Source organism: Nostoc sp. C110, from assembly GCF_043099725.1.
GTDB classification, from domain to species: domain Bacteria; phylum Cyanobacteriota; class Cyanobacteriia; order Cyanobacteriales; family Nostocaceae; genus Nostoc; species Nostoc muscorum_A.
The window spans coordinates 5,562,926-5,586,256 of the sequence record NZ_CP171148.1; the positions used below are offsets into that span (position 1 = coordinate 5,562,926).

Below are 23,331 nucleotides of genomic sequence, written 5' to 3' on the forward strand. Positions count from 1 at the left end.
TGCAAAGCTTCAGAGTCGACCAAGAAGTTACTCAATATCTATAAATAGATTGCGTACAAAACTTAAGGTTTTCGCAAACTGCTAGCGGATATTTCTAAATTTTGGCGATCGCCTACAGTGGAGCGTAGCCCATCGCGCACATCCCCTATTACACGAGCGGGCACTCCAACTACAATCGCATAATCAGGAACATCGTGAGTTACTGCTGCTCCAGAACCGATGATGGCTTTTTCACCAATAGTTACTCCTGGCAGGATGGTAGCATTACTACCAATAGAGGCACAGCGCTTCACTAAAGTCCTGACTGTATACCAATCATCTTCAGTTTTTAAACTGCCATCTTCATTGGTTGCACGAGGATAAAGGTCATTAGTGAACATGACTCCATGACCAATAAACACTTCATCTTCTAAGACAACGCCTTCACACAAAAAACTGTGGGATGAAATTTTACACCGACTTCCGATCGTGACATCTTTCTGAACCTCCACAAATGTACCAATTTTCGTGTCATCACCGATAACGCAACCGTAGAGGTTCACGAGATGGGGATGAAAAATCTTCACGTTTTTGCCTAACTTGACATCATCATTTACAGCCATTATTTAATCTGCCTTAAAATTAATGCTTTTCTACAGTTTGCCAAATAGCATCTTCTAAATAAGTACACTCATCAGCTTGCCATTGATACTCTGGACGCTCAAAAGTATGCATAGTCACTTCAAACGGGCAAATTTCCTTCAGATTTTCTAGCAGAGTCTCGCTACGACGGTTAGAAAACCATGTAGTTAAAGTGTACGAACCCATGTATAGTCTAAATTTGGGAATCTCACATCTAAGAATAAATGTTCCTGGCTCTTTACAAAACGGAGCATCAGAATTGAAAAACCAGAAAATACAAATAGGTTGTTGCAAAAAGTTTACTATCTGAAAGGAAAAACGCAGACTTTCATGGGGTTCAGTTACATGGAGAGCAAACTCAAACGTAATTGGTTTTCCCCAACAGTGAATTCCTTCTTCCTCAGAGGTGTGTGCCTTTACCCAAGCTACATGATTGCCAATTTTGTTGACAGGAGCTTGGTAATATCCTGGTGATGCAGATTCATCTTTCTGCCCAGCCAGATATAGCTGTACTGCTTTGCCAGTATGGCCATCAAACTGAATGTTCCCTTTAGAAAGCAGTATGCAACGTTTGGTGAGTTGAGAGATAGCTTGCATACTATGACTGACGAATAAAACTGTTCGTCCTTCTTTGGTCGCAACATCACCCATTTTGCCCAAGCACTTTTTCTGAAATGCCGAATCACCTACAGCCAAAACTTCATCGACAATTAAAATTTCTGGCTCTAAATGGGCTGCAACGGAAAAAGCAAGGCGGACATACATTCCTGAAGAATAGCGCTTCACTGGGGTATCTAAAAACTTTTCTACATCAGCAAAAGCTACTATTTCATCAAATTTCTTCTTAATTTCAACTCTACTCATCCCCAGAACGGAACCGTTGAGATAAATGTTCTCCCGTCCCGTCAGTTCTGGGTGAAATCCCGTCCCTACTTCTAATAAGCTTGCTACCCTCCCTTTAATGGCGATACGTCCCCTCGTCGGTTCGGTAATTCGGCTCAGAACTTTTAGGAGGGTGGATTTACCGGCACCATTACGTCCAATAACGCCAATGGCTTCACCTTGTTGAATCTCGAAGGAAACATCTTTTAATGCCCAAAATTCTTCCCGCGTTGGGTTGGGCATTTTTTTGCCCCCATGTTTGATAAATGCCTTGGCAAAAGATTTGACACCATCAGCAATTACATCCCGCAGTGCTTTATAGCGACTTCCTTGCTCTTGCTGGTGAGCGATAATATATTTTTTGCTTAAATTCTCTACACTGATCATATTCTCAGACATCTGCACAGTTCCTTGCTAAATTACGTCAGCAAATGTCCGTTCCATTTTGCGGAAGTACCAAATGCCACTTACCACTAACAGGGCAACTAGTACTAGAGATAATGTGAATCCAGCCCAGTAAAGTTTGGACTCTCCCCCTAAAATTGCCCAGCGAAAGCCATCAATCACGCCCACCATTGGGTTCAAATAGTAGAGCAAACGCCACTGCTCTGGTATGATGCTGCTACTAAAACCGACGGGCGATACATATAGACCAAACTGCACAATAAACGGCACAATATACCGGAAGTCTCGATATTCGACATTCAATGCTGCTAACCACAGCCCTACTCCTAGTGAAGCAGCAAAGGCAATACCAATAAATAACGGTAATGATAATATCCGCCAAGTTGGAATAAAATTATACCAGGCCATAAGCCCTAAGAGAATCATTGCAGAAACGAGAAAGTCCACAAAGCTGACAATCACTGAGCTAGCAGGTACAATTAAGCGCGGAAAGTAGACCTTAGAAATCAAGTTGGCATTACTAATTAGGCTGTTGCTACACTCACTTAGGGCATTGGAAAAAAATTGCCAGGGTAATAAGGCAGCAAATACCAGTATTGGATACGGTGCTGCCCCCTCTGAAGGTAATTTCGCCAAACTTCCGAAGATGACGCTGAACACGATCATCGTCAAAAATGGTCGAATGAGTGCCCAGAGCATACCAATCACTGTTTGCTTATACCGCACCAGAATGTCACGCCAAGCAAGAAAATAGAATAATTCTCTATAGCGCCATATATCTTTCCAATACTGCTGTTCTGTACGTCCAGCTTCAATCACTAACTCCTGTTGGGAGACAATTTTTGGACTATTCATAGTTCTTGATTGAAGATTAATATTTTTAACGAAATTACACTAATAATTCTTAACTCACAAACTGGAAACCTCTAAGACCTTGATAACCAACTTGCCTGGCGCTTTTACGAGTAAACTCACCAACGGAAGGGTTCCCTAGAGAATCAATCACTCCTGTGACTTGCCGCCATAGTTCTTGTGGTGCTACCAAAATTTCATAATTACTATCATCACACTTACGAATGTGATACCAAGTTGTTTGCTGACATCCTTCACACCAAAAAGCTTCTAACCATTCCCCTTCTATAGGAACTGTGGTTTGGTTCGCTACTAACATCAAAGCATTCCGTCGACTCATACCTCGTTGCTGTAATTGGCCTGCTTGGTCAGCAAACATTTGATATTTTTGACTGACGCTATCCATATAGCAACTATGAATCGGGCAGTAAATTGCTCTTCGCTTGGAACGTTTCCGATTTCGGTCACACCTCATCTGTAATTTCACCTCCTGTTATAGACAAAAACCATGAGCAAGGAAGGCTATGTTGGAGGGACTGAGATCAATAAGACCATCAAAGCCCTACTCCTAAAAAATGCTGCAAAAATATTCAATTATAAATGATAATTTTATTTTTATTTTACCTTATTTTTTAATTAATTTACTTCCTTTTTAATTGAAAAAATGATTTTGCAAAGAGTTAGTTTTTGACTAAATCAAAAGATTCTAATGTTCTATTTTTCTCCTAATAGTCTTATACCATGCAACCAAAAATTTGTAGATCAAATTGTTTAAGGTTTATCAAAATCATAGAAATTTAATAAACCTAAATATGCTTACTTTACATCGCTTCGAGACATGGTGATTATTTCATCAAATACTGCCTGCTGTAAAACATGCAAGTATTGTTTAGAGATCACTTTAGGCGTGAAGTGCGATCGCAAATACTGACGACCTGCTTTGCCCATCTGCTCTCCTATTTGGGGATCTCGATTCAGAAAGCGAATAAATTGCGCTAGACCTTGACCATCTCCATTGTCAAATGTGCTACCACAACTAGCATCAGCTACGAGTTGTCTCAGATATGAAGTCTGGGAGCAAATTACTGCTATTGGTCGCCCAGAGGCTAAAGCTGAGTAAAGTTTGCTGGGAACAACTAAACCCTCTGTAGTTGCATCTACACTCACTATTGATAGATCGCAAGCCGTTAGGGAATAAGGTAACACCTGCTTATCTTGATAAGGTAGAAATGTAAAATTGGTCAGCCCTAACCGCTCCACTTCCATAATTAATTCTTCGCGTTTGGCACCACCACCAATGCAGACAAACTGAATTGGCTCATCTTGCAATTGCTTTGCAGCTTCCAACATGGTGTCAATATCATGGCAACGACCCATATTGCCAGAATAGAGGACGGTAAATTTGTTAACTAGGTTATACTTCCAGGCAAACCAGTTTTCTTTCTTAGCAATCGGCACGATCGCTTCTGGGTTAGCCCAACTGTGAATTACAGAAATTTTATCAGCTACTTGGGGACAATGTGCCACTACCTGTTGTTTCATCGCTGGGCTAAGTACTATGATCCCCTTGGCTTTTAACCAAACCTGTTTATTGATTGCACGCCACAATCGCACCAGCCAGTTACTCTTTGAAATTACACCTAATGCGATCGCAATATCAGGGTACAAATCATATAATACGCATACATAAGGTATCTTGAATAAGATATAAGCTAGATATCCGATCACTGGCAAAAACGGGGGAGCCGTAGTTAGCAACAATACATTGTTGCGACGCGAACCTCTCAGCAAATAGAGCGTCGCCCGTAAGGTGTATAGCACACCATTAATGGCTTTGCCACGAATTCTTCCCGGCCAGAGTTGAGCAGTACGCGATCGCTGAATTCGGATTTGGTCAGCCCATTCAACTGCTGGGGCCGTATCAGAACGAAATGCATATCCTGGCTGACTTGTAAAAATTTCAATATCCACTCCTTGCTGCCCTAACTGTTTCACCAATTCTTCAATCAACTGCCCTGTAGCGGCATAATCTGGAGGGAAAAATTGGGTAACTACAGATAACTTAATTGATTTTTGAGCTTTTACAGAAGGCTTGTTTTTTGTATCTTTTTTTGCATCTAAAGGAGTAGAAATGGATTTCAAAAAATTTTGATTAATCCATTGATTAAGTCTCATAGTCTATGGCCTCGTCTGAAATAGAAAAAACTGTTATCCAAAACCTGTATAAACTCGAAATAATCTAGAAAACACATCTAGACTATATTGTAAGAATTTACAAATCTGGCTTAATATTCACTAATAAAACCTGAATTAACAAACTACAATTTTCGTAAAGTTAAGTCATTGATATAAGGTACTATCAAGACTAATTTTGTTTCGGTATGTTAGCCACAGATTGGCACACCTTAACTAAACTGAAAATATTGTATTTTGTTTAGTTCACGCTCCCAAGTAGAGTCTAGTTCGTTACACCACCCACAATAGCTTAAAGGACCTCTGAACCTTGCACATTTAGGCATGGTCTTATAACTCTATTAAGGCTAAATAACAGAACACTCTTTCTAGTTTATATACACACTTCTCTAACAGATCCGAGAACACAAAAATGATGAAAATACTTCTAGCCGAGAACAAATTATTTTAGAGAGAAGGTAATATTTTTATGTGGTAAAGCAAGTCCTTGACAGGTTGAGCAGGTACTTACTTAAACTTCTAAAAAGAGATTTAATGGTTGCTGGCAGTCTCTATTGTTTGAGTAACATTCAGTCAACTGAGATATCTGGAGTTATAATTACTATTCACAATTTGATTCTAGAATGTTTTGTTTTGAGCAGTGTTTAGTTTTTGTTTGAGTTTCTCTAGTTACATATAACTTTATAATTAAAGCTTTTAGACTTTATTACTTTTTATATGCAACACTGAGAACTTCACAATATCATGTTTCCATATCGAATAATTTACTTCATTAAAAATTTATATTTTTAAAGTATATCTAATCTAAAACTTTATAAAATAATAGTTTTATGGGCTACCAGGACTCCTGTTTGATTGTTGAACAGGATTTAGACAATATACACAGGAAGTAAAAGTATAATAAATAGAGTTATACTGAATTTGTATTAAAATGTACTTAATATTTATTCAATGAACTGCAAGGTATGCAAAGAAAGAGATCGTCCGAGAAATTAATTATTCAGTGCATTTACTTAGATTTTTGTAGAAGCCAGCATTTACAAGCTGCCACAGCCGCAGTAGAAGTATGGCGAAAACTCCACTTGATGTCAAGCATCGATAATTTATATCCCTTAATTATTAACTTAAGCACTTGAGTATTGCCTGTGTTTTCACTGAATCCAAAAATAAATTGTTTTTATGAGAGAATAATTGGACATCATTAACCGAAATTCACGTTTATTAAGTAGAAAATTTCAATTTTTGTACTTTCTTATACTTAAACCGAATTGCTTGTATTATTTCATACTATTTAACGAGCCTAACTAGCAACTTGCGTTATTTGTGTAATGGATTAAAGAATAAAGACTTGTAATTTCATCATAAGTTTATTAAGTAAATATCAAATATAGTATAGATTGTTGGTCGTATCAAAATTTATCTTACAGAAGCTTATAAAACTCTTTCTACTAAATTCTGTCTAACTTATTACCAAATATTAAGAATATGATAGAGAATTATCCTTCCCAACCTTCCAGTTCTGATAGTAGTAATAATTCTGTGCCTCCATCTCTTCAAAATCAACAAAATCAACTTGTTCCGTGGGTTGAAGAGGAAGAAGAATGGAGTGTGCAAAAATTTCTGGGTGTTTTACGGCGAAGAGCGCTAGTTATGACAGGTGTCACTATTACTGTTATGACAATTGCAGTTATTAGCTTAGTGCTAAAGCAGAAGCCCCCAGAATATGAAGGCAATTTTCAACTGTTAGTAGAACCTGTGAATGATGACTCCACAGATGTGGATGTTGTCAAAAACTCTAACTCACAGATGTCTAGTCTAGATTATGAAAGCCAAATTCAGGTTCTTAAGAGTCCTGAACTGATGAGAGATACTCTTAAACGGCTACAAGCTTCTTATCCAGAATTAAGCTATTATTCTCTGATCGATTCTCTAAAAATTACTCGATTAGGTGAAACCAAGATTATATTAGTTAGCTATCACAGTAAAAATCAAGATCAAACTCAAGCCGTACTACAGAGGCTCGCTAAAGATTACTTAGACTACAGCAAAATCAGGAGGCAAACCAAATTACGTCAAGGGCTTCAGTTTGTTGAATACCAATTACCTTTAACACAAAATCGGGTAGATCAACTCCAAAAAGAGTTGCAATTTTTTAGACAAAATTACAATTTTGACAATCCAGAATCCCAAGCAGAGCAAATCTCATCACAAACCGTTGAATTATCTCAAAAAAGACAAGAAATTGATCTACAGTTAGCTCAAACTCGTGCTAATTTAACGAGTCTAAAAGAAAAAAATGGCGCAACAGCAATACTGAATAATGCTCCTTTATATCAGCAGTTAATTACTCAAATACGTCTATTTGATATTCAGATTGCAACTGAATCAACTCGTTTACAAGACAAAAACCCAACCATTCAAACATTGAAAGAGAAACGAGCTAGTCTTTTACCTTTGCTACGTCAACAGGCACAGCAATTATTGGGTGTAAAATTTGCAGAAGTAGAGATGCAACTTCAGAAATTAGAAGTGCAAAGTCAAGAACTTACCAAAATAGAACAGAAACTTGCACAGCGACGCAACCAACTGCCAATTCTAACAAGACAGTACACTGAATTACAGCGTAAATTGCAATTTGCAAATGAGAGTTTGAATCGGTTTTTATCAACCCGCGAGAATCTCCAAATTCAAATATCCCAAACAGAGCTGGGCTGGCAATTACTTCAAGTACCAACTACACCGGACATTCCTATTTCTTCTTCTGATACCCTACGCAGTTTCGTATTAGTATTAGTTGCAAGTATCATCTCAGGAGTTGGTATTGTCTTACTAATGGAAAAGCTAGATAATGCCTACCATACTGTCGATGATCTGAAAAGAAAAGTTAAGCAGCCATTGTTAGGAAATATTCCTTTTGAACAGCAAATTCAAACTAAGCAAAACCGCACTTATCAGCAAAGTTTTCCCTTGTTAAGGATACCAAATTTTCTTTCTAAGAAGATTGCTAAACTGACTGTTTTACCAGAGGAAGAACAGGGTGAGTATTCTTCCAACTTTTCGGAAGCTTTAAGGGTAGTTTATACAAATATTAAACTACTCAGTTCCGATAGCCCGTTTCGTTCCATAGTTATTAGTTCAGCTATGCCTGGTGATGGCAAGTCTACCATAGCCCTTCATCTAGCTCAGATAGCTACAGCAATGGGGCAACGAGTCTTACTTGTAGACGCTGATCTTCGTAAACCCACAATTCACAATCTCTCACATTTAAATAATCTCTGGGGATTAAGCAATTTAATCTCTACAAACTTGCCAGTGGGAGAAGTAATTCGACAACTACCTTCTATGAGCAAACTATCTGTAATCACAGCTGGACCAGTACCATCCGATCCCGCAAAGTTGCTCTCATCTTCAAAGATGAAGCAATTAATGACAGATTTTCAGAAGAATTTTGACTTAGTGATTTATGATGCACCTCCTCTGGTGGGATTAGCTGATGCTAGCCTGATAGCACCCCACACTGATGGACTATTGATAGTAGTTCGAATTCACAAAACAAATTCTTCAATACTAAAAATAGCTTTAGATAACCTGAAATTTTATCGATTGAATATATTAGGCATAGTTTGTAATGGTCAGAAAACTAATTTTAATGGTTTGTATTAAGAGGGAATATACTTTATACTCTCCACATTACATTTATAGAAGCCTATGACCTTGTAATTATTGACTCTGGTTCATAGGTTCAATTTTCGGGAGTCGGTAAAAACGGCTGAAAAAAGGGGGATGTGTACGGCTTTGATGGTGGCAAGCTAGTCAAAGGAAGGAAACGCCAGACAATCGTTGATAGCCTTGGTCTCTTACTCAAAGTGGTTGTGAGTGAAGGCAATGCTCCTGAAAGATTGCTTGCTGCCTATGCTTTGATGGAACTGGTGGAGGAACGCCCAGAATTATTAGAAAAAGTTGAAGTCATGTGGGTTGACTCTGGGTATGACGGTGATAAGTTTGCCCTGGCTGTTTGGTTGATGATTCAAGCTCATGTTGAGGTCATGCGCCGTGCTGGTAAAGAGTTTGAAGTTTTACCCAAGGGTTGGGTAGTAGAAAGAACATTTGCCTGGTAAAACCTGTACCATCGTTTGAGTAAGGATTACGAGCGTCTCCCTGAAATGAGCGAAGCTGCCATATATGCTGTTATGACTCGTATTATGTTACGTCGTCTAGCCCTCTAAAGATTTACTTTATAAATGGTCTCTAAGCACTAGAAACGAAAAATCTCAGAGTAAATAAACCACACTTAATGTGACCATATTTATCAATGGATGATGCTCATATTTAAATTTTTAGCTGTTTTTCTATAAATAATCAAGTATTTTTATTGAGTAAAAAAGACATAATTCTAGCAATTGTGTCTTTTTTTTTTGAGTTAAAAGTTGCATTAATGTAGTTTTCTTTGAATTAAATATTTAGGATTACTACTTATAAAAACATTAATAGTTTTTATAAAAACTGATAGTTGAAATCGAAACTAATTTACTGGAAATAATCACAGAGGTTATTTTTTTGTGTCTGGGTTCTCAAATTTTATTGATACTATGAAATTAATAATGCTTCATTTTTCACAATTACCTTGGTTAATTGTTACTATATCTGCTTTCTGCAATTGTCTTGGCAATATTCTAATAAGTCAGTCAGAGACTATTTATAAAGTAAATCTTAAGTAAGGCGGGTTACGGCTTCGCTATTACGCACCGTATTACATGGCGGTGCGTTAGCACTTTGATGAAATTTTTTGTGACAAATCATCTAGAAATATGGCCATAACACACCGTACAATAATCTTATTTTTACTTTATAAATAACCTCTTAGAGGATGTTTGAAAAGTTTGTGGTTTAGTAGATTTCTTACAGAATAATTTTATGCTAAGTAGAGAGTTCTGACATAAATTTACCAAAATTTTTTGCAAGAGGTCTACTCAAAAAAGCTATTAGGATATAAGCTGTAAACAAGTAGATACAGCACTATTGAGAGCTATGAGTAAAGCATATTCCAGTAACCTGGGCAAAGACCAGTAGAAACGTGCATAGGCATTTTTTGATTATTAGCTATGTCCATTTCTAGACAAGCCAACTCTAATATGGATGTAAAAATCAGAAATTAGGAAATTAGGAATTGATTTAAAAATTAAATTTTTGTTCATTTATAAATTATCAAATGGACAAAACACTTACCTATGTCAATTCTCTAGAAATGATTATTAAACAAGACGTTCCAGGCATACAACATCATTTTTCAAGTTAGTTGGCGATATTAAATATTCTCTGAAGGGACAATATTTATGTACAAAATGGATGATTCTGTAGCTTGCTCATGAGGTCTTTTGAACTATGAAATTCTTACTTAGAATCTTTCAAAAATTTAGTGCCAATTTATTAACAAAGCTGCTAGAGCTAAAAAATACGCACTTGTTAATTTTTGATATCATTATTTTTTCAATTACTCCTTTATTAGCGCTGCTTATCCGTTTAGACGGCTCTCTCGATATTCAAGCAGACATATCACAACTAGGAATCGCAACTCTATTATTTTTATTAGTTAAACTAATTGTATTTTGGAGTTTTGGTTTTTATAGGCGATACTGGCGCTATGCCAGTGTTGAGGAACTGACATATATAGCCATGTTGATGGTAGGTGCAATAGTCATCCAAAGCATGACATTTAATCTTCTTAATCACATATTGCCTTTTGCAACAGATAACCTGCCGCGATCGCTGCCATTTATTGATGGATTACTGTCATGTATTTTCATAGGAATGTTACGTTTCAGTTTTCGAGTTGTAGAAAGATTTATCCAACGTCAAGGAGTATTTAATCCACGAGAGCGGGTGCTGATTATTGGTGCTGGTAATGCCGGAGTTTCCCTTGTGCAAGATATGCAAAGCAAGCCTAAACTAGGCTTTCATGCTGTTGCCTTCATTGACGACGATCCACGGAAATTAAATGTCCGAATTCGTGGTATTCCAGTCGTAGGCAATCGCCACCAAATTCCTGATACTTTGAAATCTCTCCAAATCCACAAAGTTATCATTGCCATGCCTACGGTTGCTGGCCATGTTATTCGAGAAATCGTAGATATTTGCAAAGCAACTGGAATACAAACTAGTACTTTACCTGGAATATATGAAATCCTCAACGATCGTGTGCGGGTAGATAGCATTCGAGATGTCAGGATTGAGGATCTGCTCAGGCGAGAACCCATACAGACTGATGTTGAGCAAGTGCATAAATTTCTCAAAGGTAAGACAGTACTGATTACAGGTGCAGGAGGATCAATTGGTAGTGAACTTTGCCGTCAAATTTTCAAGTGTCATCCTGCGGAAATGATACTTATGGGACATGGGGAGAATTCTATATTTAATATCCAACAAGAGTTAGAAAAACTGATCCAAATACTCAAAAATGATGGGAAAGTACAGCGATACACCCCTCGTATTTATACTTTTATTGGCGATATTCGTTATAGCATTCGCCTAAAACAAGCTTTTGAACAATTTCAACCTAACGTGATTTTTCATGCGGCTGCTCATAAGCACGTTCCTCTTATGGAATTAAATTCATCAGAAGCAATCACTAACAATGTGCTTGGAACAAAAAACTTATTGGATATGGCGCTGCAATACAATGTTCAAAACTTCGTGATGATTTCCACAGATAAAGCTGTTAATCCCACTAGTGTCATGGGTGCTAGTAAAAGAGTTGCCGAAATGCTAGTGCTGCAAGCTGCAAAAGAAAGCGGTAAACCTTATGTTGTTGTGCGCTTTGGCAATGTTTTGGGTAGTCGTGGTAGTGTAGTTCCCACTTTCAAAAAACAAATTGCTTCAGGTGGCCCAGTAACCGTTACCCATCCCGATATCTGTCGTTATTTCATGACCATCCCAGAAGCAGTGCAACTTGTTTTACAGGCTGCGGTATTGAGTCGTGGTGGTGAAGTCTTAATGCTGAATATGGGCGAACCTGTAAAAATTGTTGACTTGGCTAAAGAATTAATTCGCCTTTCGGGATATGAAGTAAATAAAGATATTGACATCTTATTTACAGGCTTAAGACCTGGGGAAAAGTTATTTGAAGAACTGTTTATCGAGGGAGAAGAGTACGAACAAACTCAACATGAAAAATTGATAGTAGTGAAAAATGGCAGTCGGATTGTTTCAGAAAATCTCACCATGACTGTAGAAAAATTGTGTGCCGCAGCAGGTAAAAATGATATTAAATACATCATGTTATTACTGGAACAACTGGTGTCAGGATACAAACCTAAGTATTTAGAAAATAATGAACGAAGAAACAGTCTAAAGAGTAGTGCTTTAATCACATATTTAAATAAAAACAAACTTGCGAAAGTGGAATCGGGAGGAGCTAAATAAAATAGAGAATTTGGACTCTAAGTCGATGGCTAATTCATCAAATAACTCTACCTTTAATTTAGATAATCAACATGGAAACGATCTATGGCTTTCACGGCTTATTACGAAAAATAAATAGAGTATTTAACTTAAAAAAGAGATATTTTTCCTTTTTCAAGGAACTAGCAATAACTTTGGTAAGAAGACAAACTAAATGGTCAATTGGAATTTATACAGGCCAATCTCTTTTGGATTTCGTTTCTACAGAAAATATTTGTTGTGTTTGGTATCAAACTGCAAAATTGGATGAGGTTAATGACTAAAGCAGATGCAACAACATAAGCCACTAACACTGCGCGGCAACTTTTCTTGGACTTTCGCCGGTAATTTAGTTTATGCAGCTTGCCAGTGGGGAATATTGGTGATACTGGCTAAACTTGGCAGTCCAGAGATGGTAGGACAGTTTACCTTGGGGCTGGCGATCACAGCACCTATAATCATGTTTACAAATCTTCAGTTGCGAATTGTCCAAGCAACAGATGCCAGAAAACAGTATTCTTTTAGCGATTACCTGGGGCTAAGATTAATCTCGACAGCTTTGGCACTTGCGATCATTACGGTTATTAGTTTGTTAGGCGGCTTTCGATGGGAAACATCTCTAGTTATCTTCTTGATGGGCTTGGCAAAGGCATTCGAGTCTATTAGTGACATATTTCATGGACTGATTCAGCAGCATGAACGCATGGATCGGATTGCAACATCGTTGATGATTAAAGGCCCTCTATCACTGCTACTACTGGGCATTGGAGTATATATGTCTGGCCATATTCTCTGGGGAGTGGCGGGGTTGGTCTTTGCTTGGGCAGTGGTGTTGGTCGCTTGGGACATTCGCAGTGGTATCTTGATGCTATACAGGTCACAATTGCAACCGCGTTGGCATCGAAAAACCCTAGTAAAGCTGGTATGGCTCTGTTTGCCTCTGGGGTTTGTGATGATGCTAATTTCACTCAATACCAATATTCCCCGTTACTTTATTGAACGATATTTAGGTGAGCGGGAATTGGGGATTTTTGCAGCCATTGCCTACCTGATGGTGGCAGGAAACATCGTAGTAAATGCCCTAGGAGAGTCAAGCATTTCTAGACTAGCTAAGTATTACGCGGCTAAAGATGCTATTGCTTTCCATACACTCCTACTCAAGCTGGTAGGAATCGCTGCTTTATTGGGCGGAACAGGTGTTTTGATAGCTGTTGTAGCTGGACATCAGATCCTGACTCTTCTGTATCAACCTGAATATGCCGAGCAAACAAATTTGTTTGTCTGGTTGATGGTTGCAGCTGGAATTAACTATGTATCGTCTTTCCTGAGCTATGGAATGACAGCATGTCAGTACTTTCGCATCCAAATACCTTTGTTTGCGACTGTACTAACTATCTCAACGATAACCTGTCTATTGCTGCTACCCAGTTTGGGATTGTTAGGAGCAGCGATCGCACTAGTTATTGCAACTATTGTTCAAACAATTTTTAGTTTAGGAGTTATCTTCTATGCACTACACAAACTCTAGAGATATCCAGAAGGTCGATGAGCATTCAATACGTATCCTCCATATTGTTGCAGGGATGAACAGGGGTGGAATCGAAACCTGGCTAATGTACATTTTGCGGCACATTGATCGCGATCGCTTCCAGATGGATTTTCTGGTTAACACAGCCCAGCCCGGCCCTTACGATGAAGAAATCCGTGCCCTTGGTAGCAAGGTTATTCTATCTTCTCATCCGTCACAATCCTGGTTTTACGCTCCTAATTCCAAACGTATCTTACACGAGTACGCAGCAGGACTACCTTGTGTGTTCTCAAACTCATAATATTGGTACAAATTAATGTCAAATATGATCATTAAAAAAACATTAAATCAGGATTTTTGGAATAACGTAATTCTTTTACCTATTGACTTAATTTTGATTTTTTGTTCGACATTTCCTGGAGAAAATAAAACGGTGTATGAAATTCCTTTATTTTTTGTTTTTTGGACAATAGTTTTTGTCCTGAGAAGAAACTTTATTTTAAGCCCAGCAGAAATTTCTGCTCAAATATTCATTTTTCTCGCTCTTTTACCTATTTTTATTCAATTTTATCAATACAATTTTGACTATTATTTTGGCGCTATATCAGGAATTCTATATGTTAATATTCTTGTTTTTGGCACTCATGTAATCGAGCGATTGCTCAGTAATAGTCCAGGTTGTAAGATAGTTCGATGGCTGCCTGCCATGACACTAATTTTTCTTGGAGTATTATCTCAACAGTTTTCTGGAAACGAGCCAAGACAATCCTTTATATTTGGGCCCAATATTTACTACAGAATTATTGGAACTATTTTCTTGCTAAATCTCGTATTGGTTCATGAAAATTACTCTAGCAAAAAAGAAAAAATTTCAATACTTAGCTTAATCACTACGATATTTTGTTTAGTTATTGCATTGTCTCTAATGGTTAAAACAGGTTCTAGAGGTGCAACAATAGTAGGAATTATTATGACATTATCTTTTTTTTATACAGTACTATATATCAGATTAAATTGGCTAAAGTTTGCTAGTATAGCTATAACATTTGCTCCCTTTTTACTCGCTATAAATTCAAGTTTTTCTAAATCTATTATTGATTCTAGAGTATTTTGGTTTTATGACCGTGGTGCCTCCTCTAGTTCTATTGCAGTCAGGGAAGGATATTGGCAAAATTTGACATCTTTTTTTATAAAAGATAATTTTTTATTCGGAGAAGGAAGCCAATATATATATTCCTATCCTCACAATATTTATCTAGACCTGCTATATAATGGTGGCTTTTTACCCTGTGTTATTCTTATAGGATTTACGGCAATGTATGGAATACTTTTATGGAAAGGGAAATTAAATAAAAACTGGAAAATTATAACTATAGTTTGTTCACCAATTTATATAGGTTCGCTATTTTCTGGAACATTATATGACAACTATTCAATTATAAGCCTAATATTTGCACTGCCAAATTTGATACACAACCAAGTTCCTACTATATCTACAAAAAATCAAAGAGTCTGACAAAAATTCAAATCTATAGTTTGAATAGGAGAAAATCACTTTTATGCATGAATTTAATGAATATCAAATACGGTCAACTGTTATCCTATATGTTGCGCCAATTACGCACAATCGAATTACTGGGTTAACACCTGCTGTAACGCCATTAGTGAATGCCCTGCAAAATTTAGGAGTGCAAACTGGACTTTTGACTACTTCTACACTAGGGCGCTATGAAAATACTGAGCCATATCCAGTTGTTTATATAAATGATCTACCTCTTTATCCAAGTTTAGCTTCAATGCCAGAACCATTGAATAAACCCGATCTTATTGTTTTCCAAAGTACCTATATTTTGAAGCATATTACACTCGTATATGAGGCTTTGCAACGCAAGATTCCCTATATAATTACACCTCAAGGTGGGATGACACAGAGAGCGCAGCAGCAAAAACAACTGAAGAAGAAGGTAGGCAATTTTTTATTTTTTAACTGGATGGTGCGAAATTCTGCTGCTTTGCATTGTTTAAATGAACAAGAATCTATAGATGTGAAAAAAACCTGGAGTCATCCTGTATTTATAGTTGGGAATGGAGTCCCTATGCCGCAACGTAAACTATTGGCATACCCAGGGAGTAAACCACAATTAAAATTTGTCTTTTTAGGAAGGCTAGATATCAACCATAAAGGATTGGATCTTCTATTAGAAGCTTGTGCGCTGTTACAAGAAAAATTGAGACAATCAACAGTTCAGATACTTTTATATGGCTCTAATATAGCTGGAAGTAAAATAAAACTTGAGAAGATGATAAATAAATATCAAATTCAAGATATTGTTCATCTCAACGAGCCAGTTTTGGGAGATGCAAAGCAAGAAGTTTTCCAAAGCACAGATTTGTTTATACATACCTCTCGCTTTGAAGGACATCCAATAGCAGTATTAGAGGCTTTATCTTATGGAATACCTTGTCTACTCACACCTGGTACTAATATGGCAAGCGAAGTGGAGGCAGCTGGGGCTGGATGGTCTGTAGAAGATACTCCAGCAGCGATCGCTAAAGGTATGCAAGATGTTTTAGCCGCGCGATTAGAACTTTCAAAAAGAGGACAGGCGGCACGAAATTTAGTAGAAGAAAAATATTCCTGGAACCAGATTGGCAAGCAGTCACTTCAAGAATATTTCAACTTATTGCATCCAAATTACAAAATTGCAGATGTAATTGTTAAGTCAAATAATTCTCTAGAGGTTCAACGTTGATGGATACTCGCACATTAATTTATTTACATCAATATTTTTCTATTCCCACAGTTTCTGGAGGCACAAGATCCTGGGAGTTTTCGACTCGTCTTGTCCAAGATAAATGGCAAGTTTGTATGTTTTGCGGTGACTCGGAAATTCATGGAATTCCCGCCGTTAATATCCTGAAATTGTTCAACACCAAAAATGTTAGTTTTAAATTAAATGTTATTCCTTTGAAGTACAGTAATTACATGAGCTTCTCGCGGAGAATTTTGGCATTTTTGAGTTTTGCTGTAAGGTCTTCTTTACAAGTCCTGCGAGAAGAAAAAGCTGACCTCACTTTTGCTACTAGCACACCGCTTACTATTGCAATACCAGCTTTATTGCGAAAATGGTTACATGGCACTCCTTATGTTTTTGAAGTCAGAGACCTCTGGCCAGAAATGCCAATAGCTATGAAAGCTGTACGCTCACCATTAGCTATATTTTTGGCTCGGCAATTAGAACTGATAGCTTATCAAAATGCTTCTCATATTGTGGCGCTTTCTCCTGGCATGAAAGAAGGCATCGTCAAACAGGGTATTCCTGCTGAGAAAGTAGAAGTGATTCCTAATGCTTGCGATAATGCACGTTTTAACATTTCAGAAACAATTGGATTAGAGTTTCTCCGCCAGCATCCCGAATTATCTGGCGGGCCTTTGATTGTTTACACCGGTACATTGGGGCATATAAATGGAGTCAACTACTTGGCTTATTTAGCAAGTCACATGAGAAATATCATACCTGAAGCTAAATTTCTGGTGGTTGGTTCAGGTGCCTGTGAAAGTGAAGTCAGAGAAGCTAGTAGTCAATTAGGGATTTTGGAAAAAAACTTCTGGATGTGGCCACCTATTCCCAAAGCTGAAATGCCAGCACTTCTTTCTGCATGTACCGTTGCCACCTCCTTGTTTAAGCCAATTCCTGAGATGGAGCATAATTCAGCTAATAAATTCTTTGATGCCCTAGCAGCAGGCCGTCCAGTCGTAATTAACTATGGCGGTTGGCAAAAAGAAATTCTCGAACAGTCTGGTGCTGGTATTAGCATTTCTAGCAACGATCCAAAAATTGCTGCAATTCAACTTGCAAAATTTTTAAATAGCTCTGAGTGCTTGCAAAGCGCTCAGGCTGCTGCAAGAAAACTTGCAGACACAGTGTTTGATCGGGATATTTTGTACAAGAAACTAGCAAATGTTTTTCAGAAGGTTTTAAATGAAACACATTCTGGCATTTAAAAAGTGGAAACATTGGTCAAAAATAAAATTCTTACGTTGTGCTGATAAGTTAATAGCAGCCGTTGGAATTGTTGTTGCGTCCGTCGTCTTTACGGCAACAAATACAGAAGTTGTTGGACAAGATATATACCCTAAGAGTAAGCAATTTCCGTTAGGACTATACTCCATACACGAAGCACAAGATATGCAGAGGGTGCGGCAATTCGGATGGAAAATCGCCCAGACATATCATTTTACCCCTTCTTTTCTTGAGACTGTAGCTAAGGGTAAGATGCTTGCTCTTGCCAGCCTGCCAGGTAAATCTGAGCCGATACCAGAAGTGCAAGCGGCAAAGAAGATAACTGCTCTTGCTAAGAGCGATCGAGTAGCGTGGTGGGAATTTCCTGAAGAACGGCGCTATTGGAGAGATGGAGAAATGGCGATAGTCACCAATTATGCGAGTTGGACACGCAAATATGACCCAAAAAAGCGACCAAATTATATGTACATCCCCGGTCACTATGATGCTACAAGTGTCCAGCAGTATGTACCTTATTTGGATATCATTCCCTCCAGTGTTTACACAAACTATATAGGGGTGCCACATGCATGGGTGCGATGGCGGATGGAAACCACACTAAAGGGGATCAAGCTAGCAAAAGCCAAAATAGGCCCTGATTATCTGAATGGAGAAAAAACTCCTGTAGCAATTCTGGAACTTTTTCACGAATCGGGCAATGCGATCGCCACAAATGAAGGGGCCTATCACGATTTCTGGCAGTCTATTGTATCTGGTGCTAGGGGGATTCTCATTTTTTCTTACTGGCATGAGCGCGACCATCCAAATCTAGAAAGTGTTTTGCAAACATATCATAAGGCTGCTGGAGAGATCGTAGGGCCAGAGCAATTGGGCTCGGCTATCTTGTATGGCACGAGGCTAGATAATGTGAGCTTTGAGATTATCGCTGGGCCAAGAAGGACAGAGAAGTTCTACACCTATGGTATGAAACAGCCACTCAGCTTTCCTTCTATTAATCTCCTGACAACTGTTTGGAATCAATCTACCTACGTTATTGCCGTCAACTCAGCAAATGAACCTGTTTCGGTTAGTTTTACTGGTCTTCCTAATACGCCCACCGAAGCAACTGTTCTATTTGAAAACAAGACAGTTCCGCTTAACGATGGAGTGTTGAATACCGAATTTCAACCACTTGGTGTACATATCTTCAAAATTGCTAGCAGCAGTAGCAGCAAAGTCTTGAAAGGGGAAAAGCAAAGTATCTGCGCTCAATTTTTTCGATAAAAGTTATATACCTTGATTACTGATTTTAGTTGACAAAAGTGAAGAATATAGCTATGAACAGCAAATATTTACAGCAACATATTTCTATAAAAAGTAGCAGATTAATCAAGTCTATATTAGATAGATTTGTAGCAGCGATCGCCCTTTTAGCTCTTTCTCCAGTGATATTGATAATTGCGATCGCTATTTATCTCCGTATGGGTTATCCAGTTATTTTTATCCAACCCCGTCCCGGTAAAAATGCTCGTATTTTCAATTTTTACAAGTTCCGCACTATGACGGATGAACGCGATGCCAAAGGTAATCTTCTCCCTGATGAGAAACGCCTCACGCCTTTTGGTGAATTTCTTCGTCAAACCAGTTTGGACGAACTCCCACAACTTTGGAACGTCCTCAAGGGTGACATGAGTTTGGTGGGCCCTCGTCCTTTACTGGTACAGTATCTTGACCGTTACAGCCTCGAACAAGCACGTCGCCACAATGTCAAACCGGGTATCACAGGTTGGGCGCAAATCAATGGTCGCCGATTATTAGATGGATGTTGGGAAGAGAAATTCAGATTAGATATTTGGTACATTGACAATTGGAATCTATGGTTGGACTTGAAAATTCTGGTTTTAACTCTGTTCAAAGTTTTGAAAAAAGAGAATATTAGCCAAGAAGGCTACGCTACAGGTGAAGAATTTCAAGGTAGTACTAGAGAAGTATGAAATATTATTGTACAAACTCTCAATAAATAAGGCAGAAGACTGAGAAAAGTCTGAGTGAGGTTTTTCGAAGCTCGTGAACTCGCTAACGCTTCATAACTTCGTCAAGACAAGAGATTAGCTTCACAATAACGAAAGAAATTTCTTGTAATAAATACTATTATTTCAGGTAAATGTTTATGGAAAAAGGATGGGAAGTAGGTTCTGAATTTGATTGGTCAAATGACTTTTTAATGGCATCTAAAACTAACAATTTCCTACCTAAGCTATATGAACTTTTTTCCACTGGTACAGCTTGTTTGATTTCTCTCAACAATCTATTAAATCAGAATCAAGTCCGTCAGCTACGACTGCATTTGCCATCTTTTTCATGCATGGATTTTGCAACAAAACTCAAAAAATATTTTGAGATATGTTGGTATCGAGATTTGCCAACTGAAGAATCCCCAGATTTTAACTCCCTCAATACTTTCCCAGGTGATTTAGTTTTAGCAGTTAACTTATTTGGGGTTAGACAAAGAAAATGTTGGCAAGATTGGCTATCTAAACATAATGAGATTATCTTAATTGAAGACCATAGCCACGACCCTTTTTCTTCTTGGGCACAGCAAAGTAATGCTCACTATGCTATAGCTTCTCTACGTAAAACTCTGCCAATCCCAAATGGAGGTATTATCTGGTCACCCCAAAATATTAAGTTGCCAAAAGCTTCTTCAGAATCACCAGCTAGTTGTAAAAAGCTGACTGCGATGCTGTTAAAACGAGCTTATATTAGTGGTGCAAATATCTCGAAAGATATCTATCGGCGACTAGAGATTGAAAGTGAGGAAGAGCTTGATTGCGAAACTAATTATGCAGCTTCAACTTTTACTTCTAATATTTTAAACTGCCTAAACATTGGAGAATTTAGGCGAAAAAGGGAAAAAAATGTCAAACAATTTTTAGCTTGGATATCAATTACAAACCATCCTAATTGGACACCCCTTTTTACCTCTTGGCCCAATGGTTCTGTGCCATTCAACAGTATAATTGTCTGTAAAGATTCAGAAAATCGAGAAGCTTTACGTAACTACTTAATAAGTCAAAACATATTTCCACCGATTCATTGGCCGCAAACGCCAGAAAATTCATCTAATGACCCTTTAGCAATAGATTTGTCAAAACGCATTTTAACAATACCAACAGATCAACGTTACTCTTTAGATGATATTAGTCGTGTGGCAGCGAAATTTCGAGAATTTTTTCAACAATATGATAATCTTGCTATCTCTATGATTGGAGGATGAAAAGTAATTCAAAATTCAATAATTTATTGTTGTTCGCACAATTTTTTGAAGTTTTGAAAGTAAGCAGGATATATTACATGAAAACTTTTACTTACAAATTATCACAAGATCAGCTAGCTCTTTTACCCACAGAGTCAGATATTGCTTTTTATGAAGAACACGGCTGGTTTATTAGCAAAAAAGTTATACCTGATGAGATTATAGATGAAGCGATCGCAGGTAGTGAAAATTTTTATCGCGGAGAGCGAGACGCAAGACTTCCCTATAGTACTGGTTACAGCGATTGGAAGCCTGGAGATGGAGACGCTGTACGCAATAATCAACACGTTTCTTATCGGAAAAAAGAACTACGCAAGCTCGTTCTTCAGCCAATTGTTGGGGCGATCGCCGCGAAACTAGCTAGAACTACAGAAATTCGATTATTTGAAGATACGCTAATCTATAAGGCACCCATCACGATTAGCGATCAAGGAGGCGTAGTTGGCTGGCATACCGATTACTCTTATTCTTCTAACTGCACCTCTAAAAAAATGCTTTCCGCTTGGATACCTTTCCAAGATATTGATGAAAAGAAAGCACCACTCGTTGTTCTTGATGGTAGTCATAAGTGGTCAGATACTGAACATCTGCGTTTCTTCAATAACCAGAATCTCAAAGAGATAGAAGAGAAATTTACCCAAAAAGGACGAGAAATTGTTGAAGTACCTATCATCCTGAACAAAGGTCAAGTTAGCTTTCACCACTGTTGTACTATTCACGGTAGCTATCCCAATTGCAGCAATTCAGTACGTTTAGCATTTGCTTTATATTTACAGGACTATGCCAATCACCATCAACCTTTTTGGAATAACAAAGAACAAATTCATCACTTTCTTGACAGTATCTGTCGCAAACTGCCCAACGGCAATCCAGATTATAGTGATCCAGCAATATTTCCTGTTTTGTGGTCAACAGAAGATAGATAAAAAATAGTCAAATATAACCAAATAACTTGGGAAAATAAGATGAATTTGCAAGTACAAATAATAGAATTAACAAATGATTTGTGGTTAAAAACCCTGCAAGAAATTCGTCATGATTTTTACCATTTGCCTGAGTACAGCTATTTAGAAGCTAAAAGAACTGATACTATCCCCGAAGCTATATTAATAACTGAAGGTGAAAAAAAGTTTTTTGTCCCTTATTTACTCAGAAAATGTAATGATATCCTCTTTGAAGGACTACAATCAGCAGATATTTTTGATGTTGTTTCCCCCTATGGCTATCCGGGAATCTTGCTCAGTGAAACAGCTCTTAACACACCAGGATTTCTAGATACTGCTCTAGATATCATGAAGCAGGAATTTCACTCTAGGGGAATATGCTCCGCTTTCTTTCGTTTGCATCCAATTCTCAATGAGAGTTTCACCAAAGTCTCTCAAACGGAAACTTTGAAACTTACAGGCGAAACAGTCTCAGTTGATTTGAGGCTTTCTAACTTGTGGACTCACACCAGAAAGGGTCATCGTAGCACAATTAACAAGTGTAAGCGCCTCGGAATGATTGCCAAGATGGTTCCATTCCAAGATTATTTGGACGAATTTGTTGCAATCTATGAAGAAACCATGAAACGTGTCAATGCAACGACAGGATACTATTCCTTTAATTCCGAATATTTTACTCAAATGAATGATTTGTTAGGTGTTAGTCTTCATCTATGCATTGTTGAACACGAACATCAGATAGCTTGTGTTGGTTTATATACAGAATGTTGTGGAATTGTGCAAAGCACACTTGGGGGAACAAGAAATCAGTTTGTTCATTTATCACCAGGTAGTTTAGAAACCGACTATGCAAGATATTGGGCACAGAAACGCGGTAATGAATTTTTGCACTTGGGGGGTGGAGTTGGTAGTTCAAATGAGGATAGTTTATATATTTTCAAAGCGGGTTTCTCTCAACTGACTCACAAGTTTTTAACATTACGCTTAATAATTAATGAGGAAAAATATTATAAATTGGTGGACTTAAGAGCGAAAGTTATAGGTAAAACAGCATCAGAATTATTGGAATCAGACTTTTTTCCTGCTTATCGTTCACATTGAATAACCACGATCGGAAAATTATGCTTTTCATTTTTCATATTGGTTAAG

General features: G+C 37.8%; 17 protein-coding genes and 1 pseudogene. 13 read left to right on the forward strand and 5 right to left on the reverse strand.

Annotation, left to right across the window (positions count from 1 at the left end; translation table 11 throughout):
- Nucleotides 1-62: 62 nt before the first annotated feature.
- From ACFFRD_RS28855 to ACFFRD_RS28875, 5 genes are all read right to left on the reverse strand, one after another.
- Nucleotides 63-602 (reverse strand): acyltransferase, encoded by a 540-nt coding sequence (locus ACFFRD_RS28855; protein ID WP_392479079.1) that lies wholly within the window; start codon nucleotides 600-602, stop codon nucleotides 63-65.
- Nucleotides 603-621: 19 nt separating this feature from the next.
- Nucleotides 622-1,902 (reverse strand): polysaccharide ABC transporter ATP-binding protein, encoded by a 1,281-nt coding sequence (locus ACFFRD_RS28860; RefSeq protein WP_392479081.1) that lies wholly within the window; start codon nucleotides 1,900-1,902, stop codon nucleotides 622-624.
- 15 nt (nucleotides 1,903-1,917) lie between these two features.
- Complete coding sequence (locus tag ACFFRD_RS28865) at nucleotides 1,918-2,763, reverse strand: ABC transporter permease (protein WP_392479082.1); 846 nt, start codon at nucleotides 2,761-2,763, stop codon at nucleotides 1,918-1,920.
- A 49-nt stretch (nucleotides 2,764-2,812) separates the two neighbouring features.
- The gene (locus tag ACFFRD_RS28870; RefSeq protein ID WP_392479083.1) at nucleotides 2,813-3,235 is read right to left on the reverse strand and encodes a hypothetical protein; all 423 of its coding nucleotides are present in this window, start codon (nucleotides 3,233-3,235) and stop codon (nucleotides 2,813-2,815) included.
- Nucleotides 3,236-3,576: 341 nt separating this feature from the next.
- On the reverse strand, nucleotides 3,577-4,935 hold the full coding sequence (locus ACFFRD_RS28875; protein WP_392479084.1) for a glycosyltransferase family 4 protein: 1,359 nt from the start codon (nucleotides 4,933-4,935) through the stop codon (nucleotides 3,577-3,579).
- Nucleotides 4,936-6,438: 1,503 nt separating this feature from the next.
- Here ACFFRD_RS28875 and ACFFRD_RS28880 point away from each other — a divergent pair.
- From ACFFRD_RS28880 to ACFFRD_RS28940, 13 genes and pseudogenes are all read left to right on the forward strand, one after another.
- The gene (locus tag ACFFRD_RS28880) at nucleotides 6,439-8,616 is read left to right on the forward strand and encodes a GumC family protein (protein ID WP_392479085.1); all 2,178 of its coding nucleotides are present in this window, start codon (nucleotides 6,439-6,441) and stop codon (nucleotides 8,614-8,616) included.
- A gap of 90 nt (nucleotides 8,617-8,706) precedes the next feature.
- A pseudogene (locus ACFFRD_RS28885) lies at nucleotides 8,707-9,179 on the forward strand (transposase); the annotation flags it as partial.
- A gap of 1,156 nt (nucleotides 9,180-10,335) precedes the next feature.
- Nucleotides 10,336-12,372 (forward strand): polysaccharide biosynthesis protein, encoded by a 2,037-nt coding sequence (locus tag ACFFRD_RS28890; protein WP_392479087.1) that lies wholly within the window; start codon nucleotides 10,336-10,338, stop codon nucleotides 12,370-12,372.
- 307 nt (nucleotides 12,373-12,679) lie between these two features.
- Nucleotides 12,680-13,918 (forward strand): lipopolysaccharide biosynthesis protein, encoded by a 1,239-nt coding sequence (locus tag ACFFRD_RS28895; protein WP_392479088.1) that lies wholly within the window; start codon nucleotides 12,680-12,682, stop codon nucleotides 13,916-13,918.
- A complete protein-coding gene (locus ACFFRD_RS28900; protein WP_392479090.1) occupies nucleotides 13,899-14,219 on the forward strand; it encodes a hypothetical protein in 321 nt (106 codons plus the stop codon). The genes ACFFRD_RS28895 and ACFFRD_RS28900 overlap by 20 nt, the downstream gene beginning before the upstream one ends.
- Before the next feature lie 15 nt (nucleotides 14,220-14,234).
- Nucleotides 14,235-15,434, forward strand: coding sequence for an O-antigen ligase family protein (locus ACFFRD_RS28905; RefSeq protein ID WP_392479091.1), 1,200 nt, complete (start codon nucleotides 14,235-14,237; stop codon nucleotides 15,432-15,434).
- A 43-nt stretch (nucleotides 15,435-15,477) separates the two neighbouring features.
- Nucleotides 15,478-16,671 (forward strand): glycosyltransferase, encoded by a 1,194-nt coding sequence (locus ACFFRD_RS28910; RefSeq protein ID WP_392479093.1) that lies wholly within the window; start codon nucleotides 15,478-15,480, stop codon nucleotides 16,669-16,671.
- Entirely contained in the window at nucleotides 16,671-17,924 is a 1,254-nt protein-coding gene (locus ACFFRD_RS28915) for a glycosyltransferase family 4 protein (RefSeq protein ID WP_392479094.1), read from the forward strand. Before ACFFRD_RS28910 ends, ACFFRD_RS28915 begins: the two co-directional genes overlap by 1 nt.
- Nucleotides 17,902-19,206 (forward strand): hypothetical protein, encoded by a 1,305-nt coding sequence (locus ACFFRD_RS28920; protein ID WP_392479096.1) that lies wholly within the window; start codon nucleotides 17,902-17,904, stop codon nucleotides 19,204-19,206. Before ACFFRD_RS28915 ends, ACFFRD_RS28920 begins: the two co-directional genes overlap by 23 nt.
- Nucleotides 19,207-19,259: 53 nt before the next feature.
- Nucleotides 19,260-19,916 carry a sugar transferase gene (locus ACFFRD_RS28925; protein ID WP_114081662.1) on the forward strand — a complete coding sequence of 219 codons (657 nt, stop codon included), beginning with the start codon at nucleotides 19,260-19,262 and terminating at the stop codon, nucleotides 19,914-19,916.
- A gap of 176 nt (nucleotides 19,917-20,092) precedes the next feature.
- Nucleotides 20,093-21,199, forward strand: coding sequence for a DegT/DnrJ/EryC1/StrS aminotransferase family protein (locus ACFFRD_RS28930; RefSeq protein ID WP_392479098.1), 1,107 nt, complete (start codon nucleotides 20,093-20,095; stop codon nucleotides 21,197-21,199).
- 77 nt (nucleotides 21,200-21,276) lie between these two features.
- Nucleotides 21,277-22,164 (forward strand): phytanoyl-CoA dioxygenase family protein, encoded by an 888-nt coding sequence (locus ACFFRD_RS28935; protein ID WP_392479100.1) that lies wholly within the window; start codon nucleotides 21,277-21,279, stop codon nucleotides 22,162-22,164.
- Nucleotides 22,165-22,203: 39 nt separating this feature from the next.
- Nucleotides 22,204-23,283 (forward strand): FemAB family protein, encoded by a 1,080-nt coding sequence (locus ACFFRD_RS28940; RefSeq protein WP_392479102.1) that lies wholly within the window; start codon nucleotides 22,204-22,206, stop codon nucleotides 23,281-23,283.
- Nucleotides 23,284-23,331 lie beyond the last annotated feature (48 nt).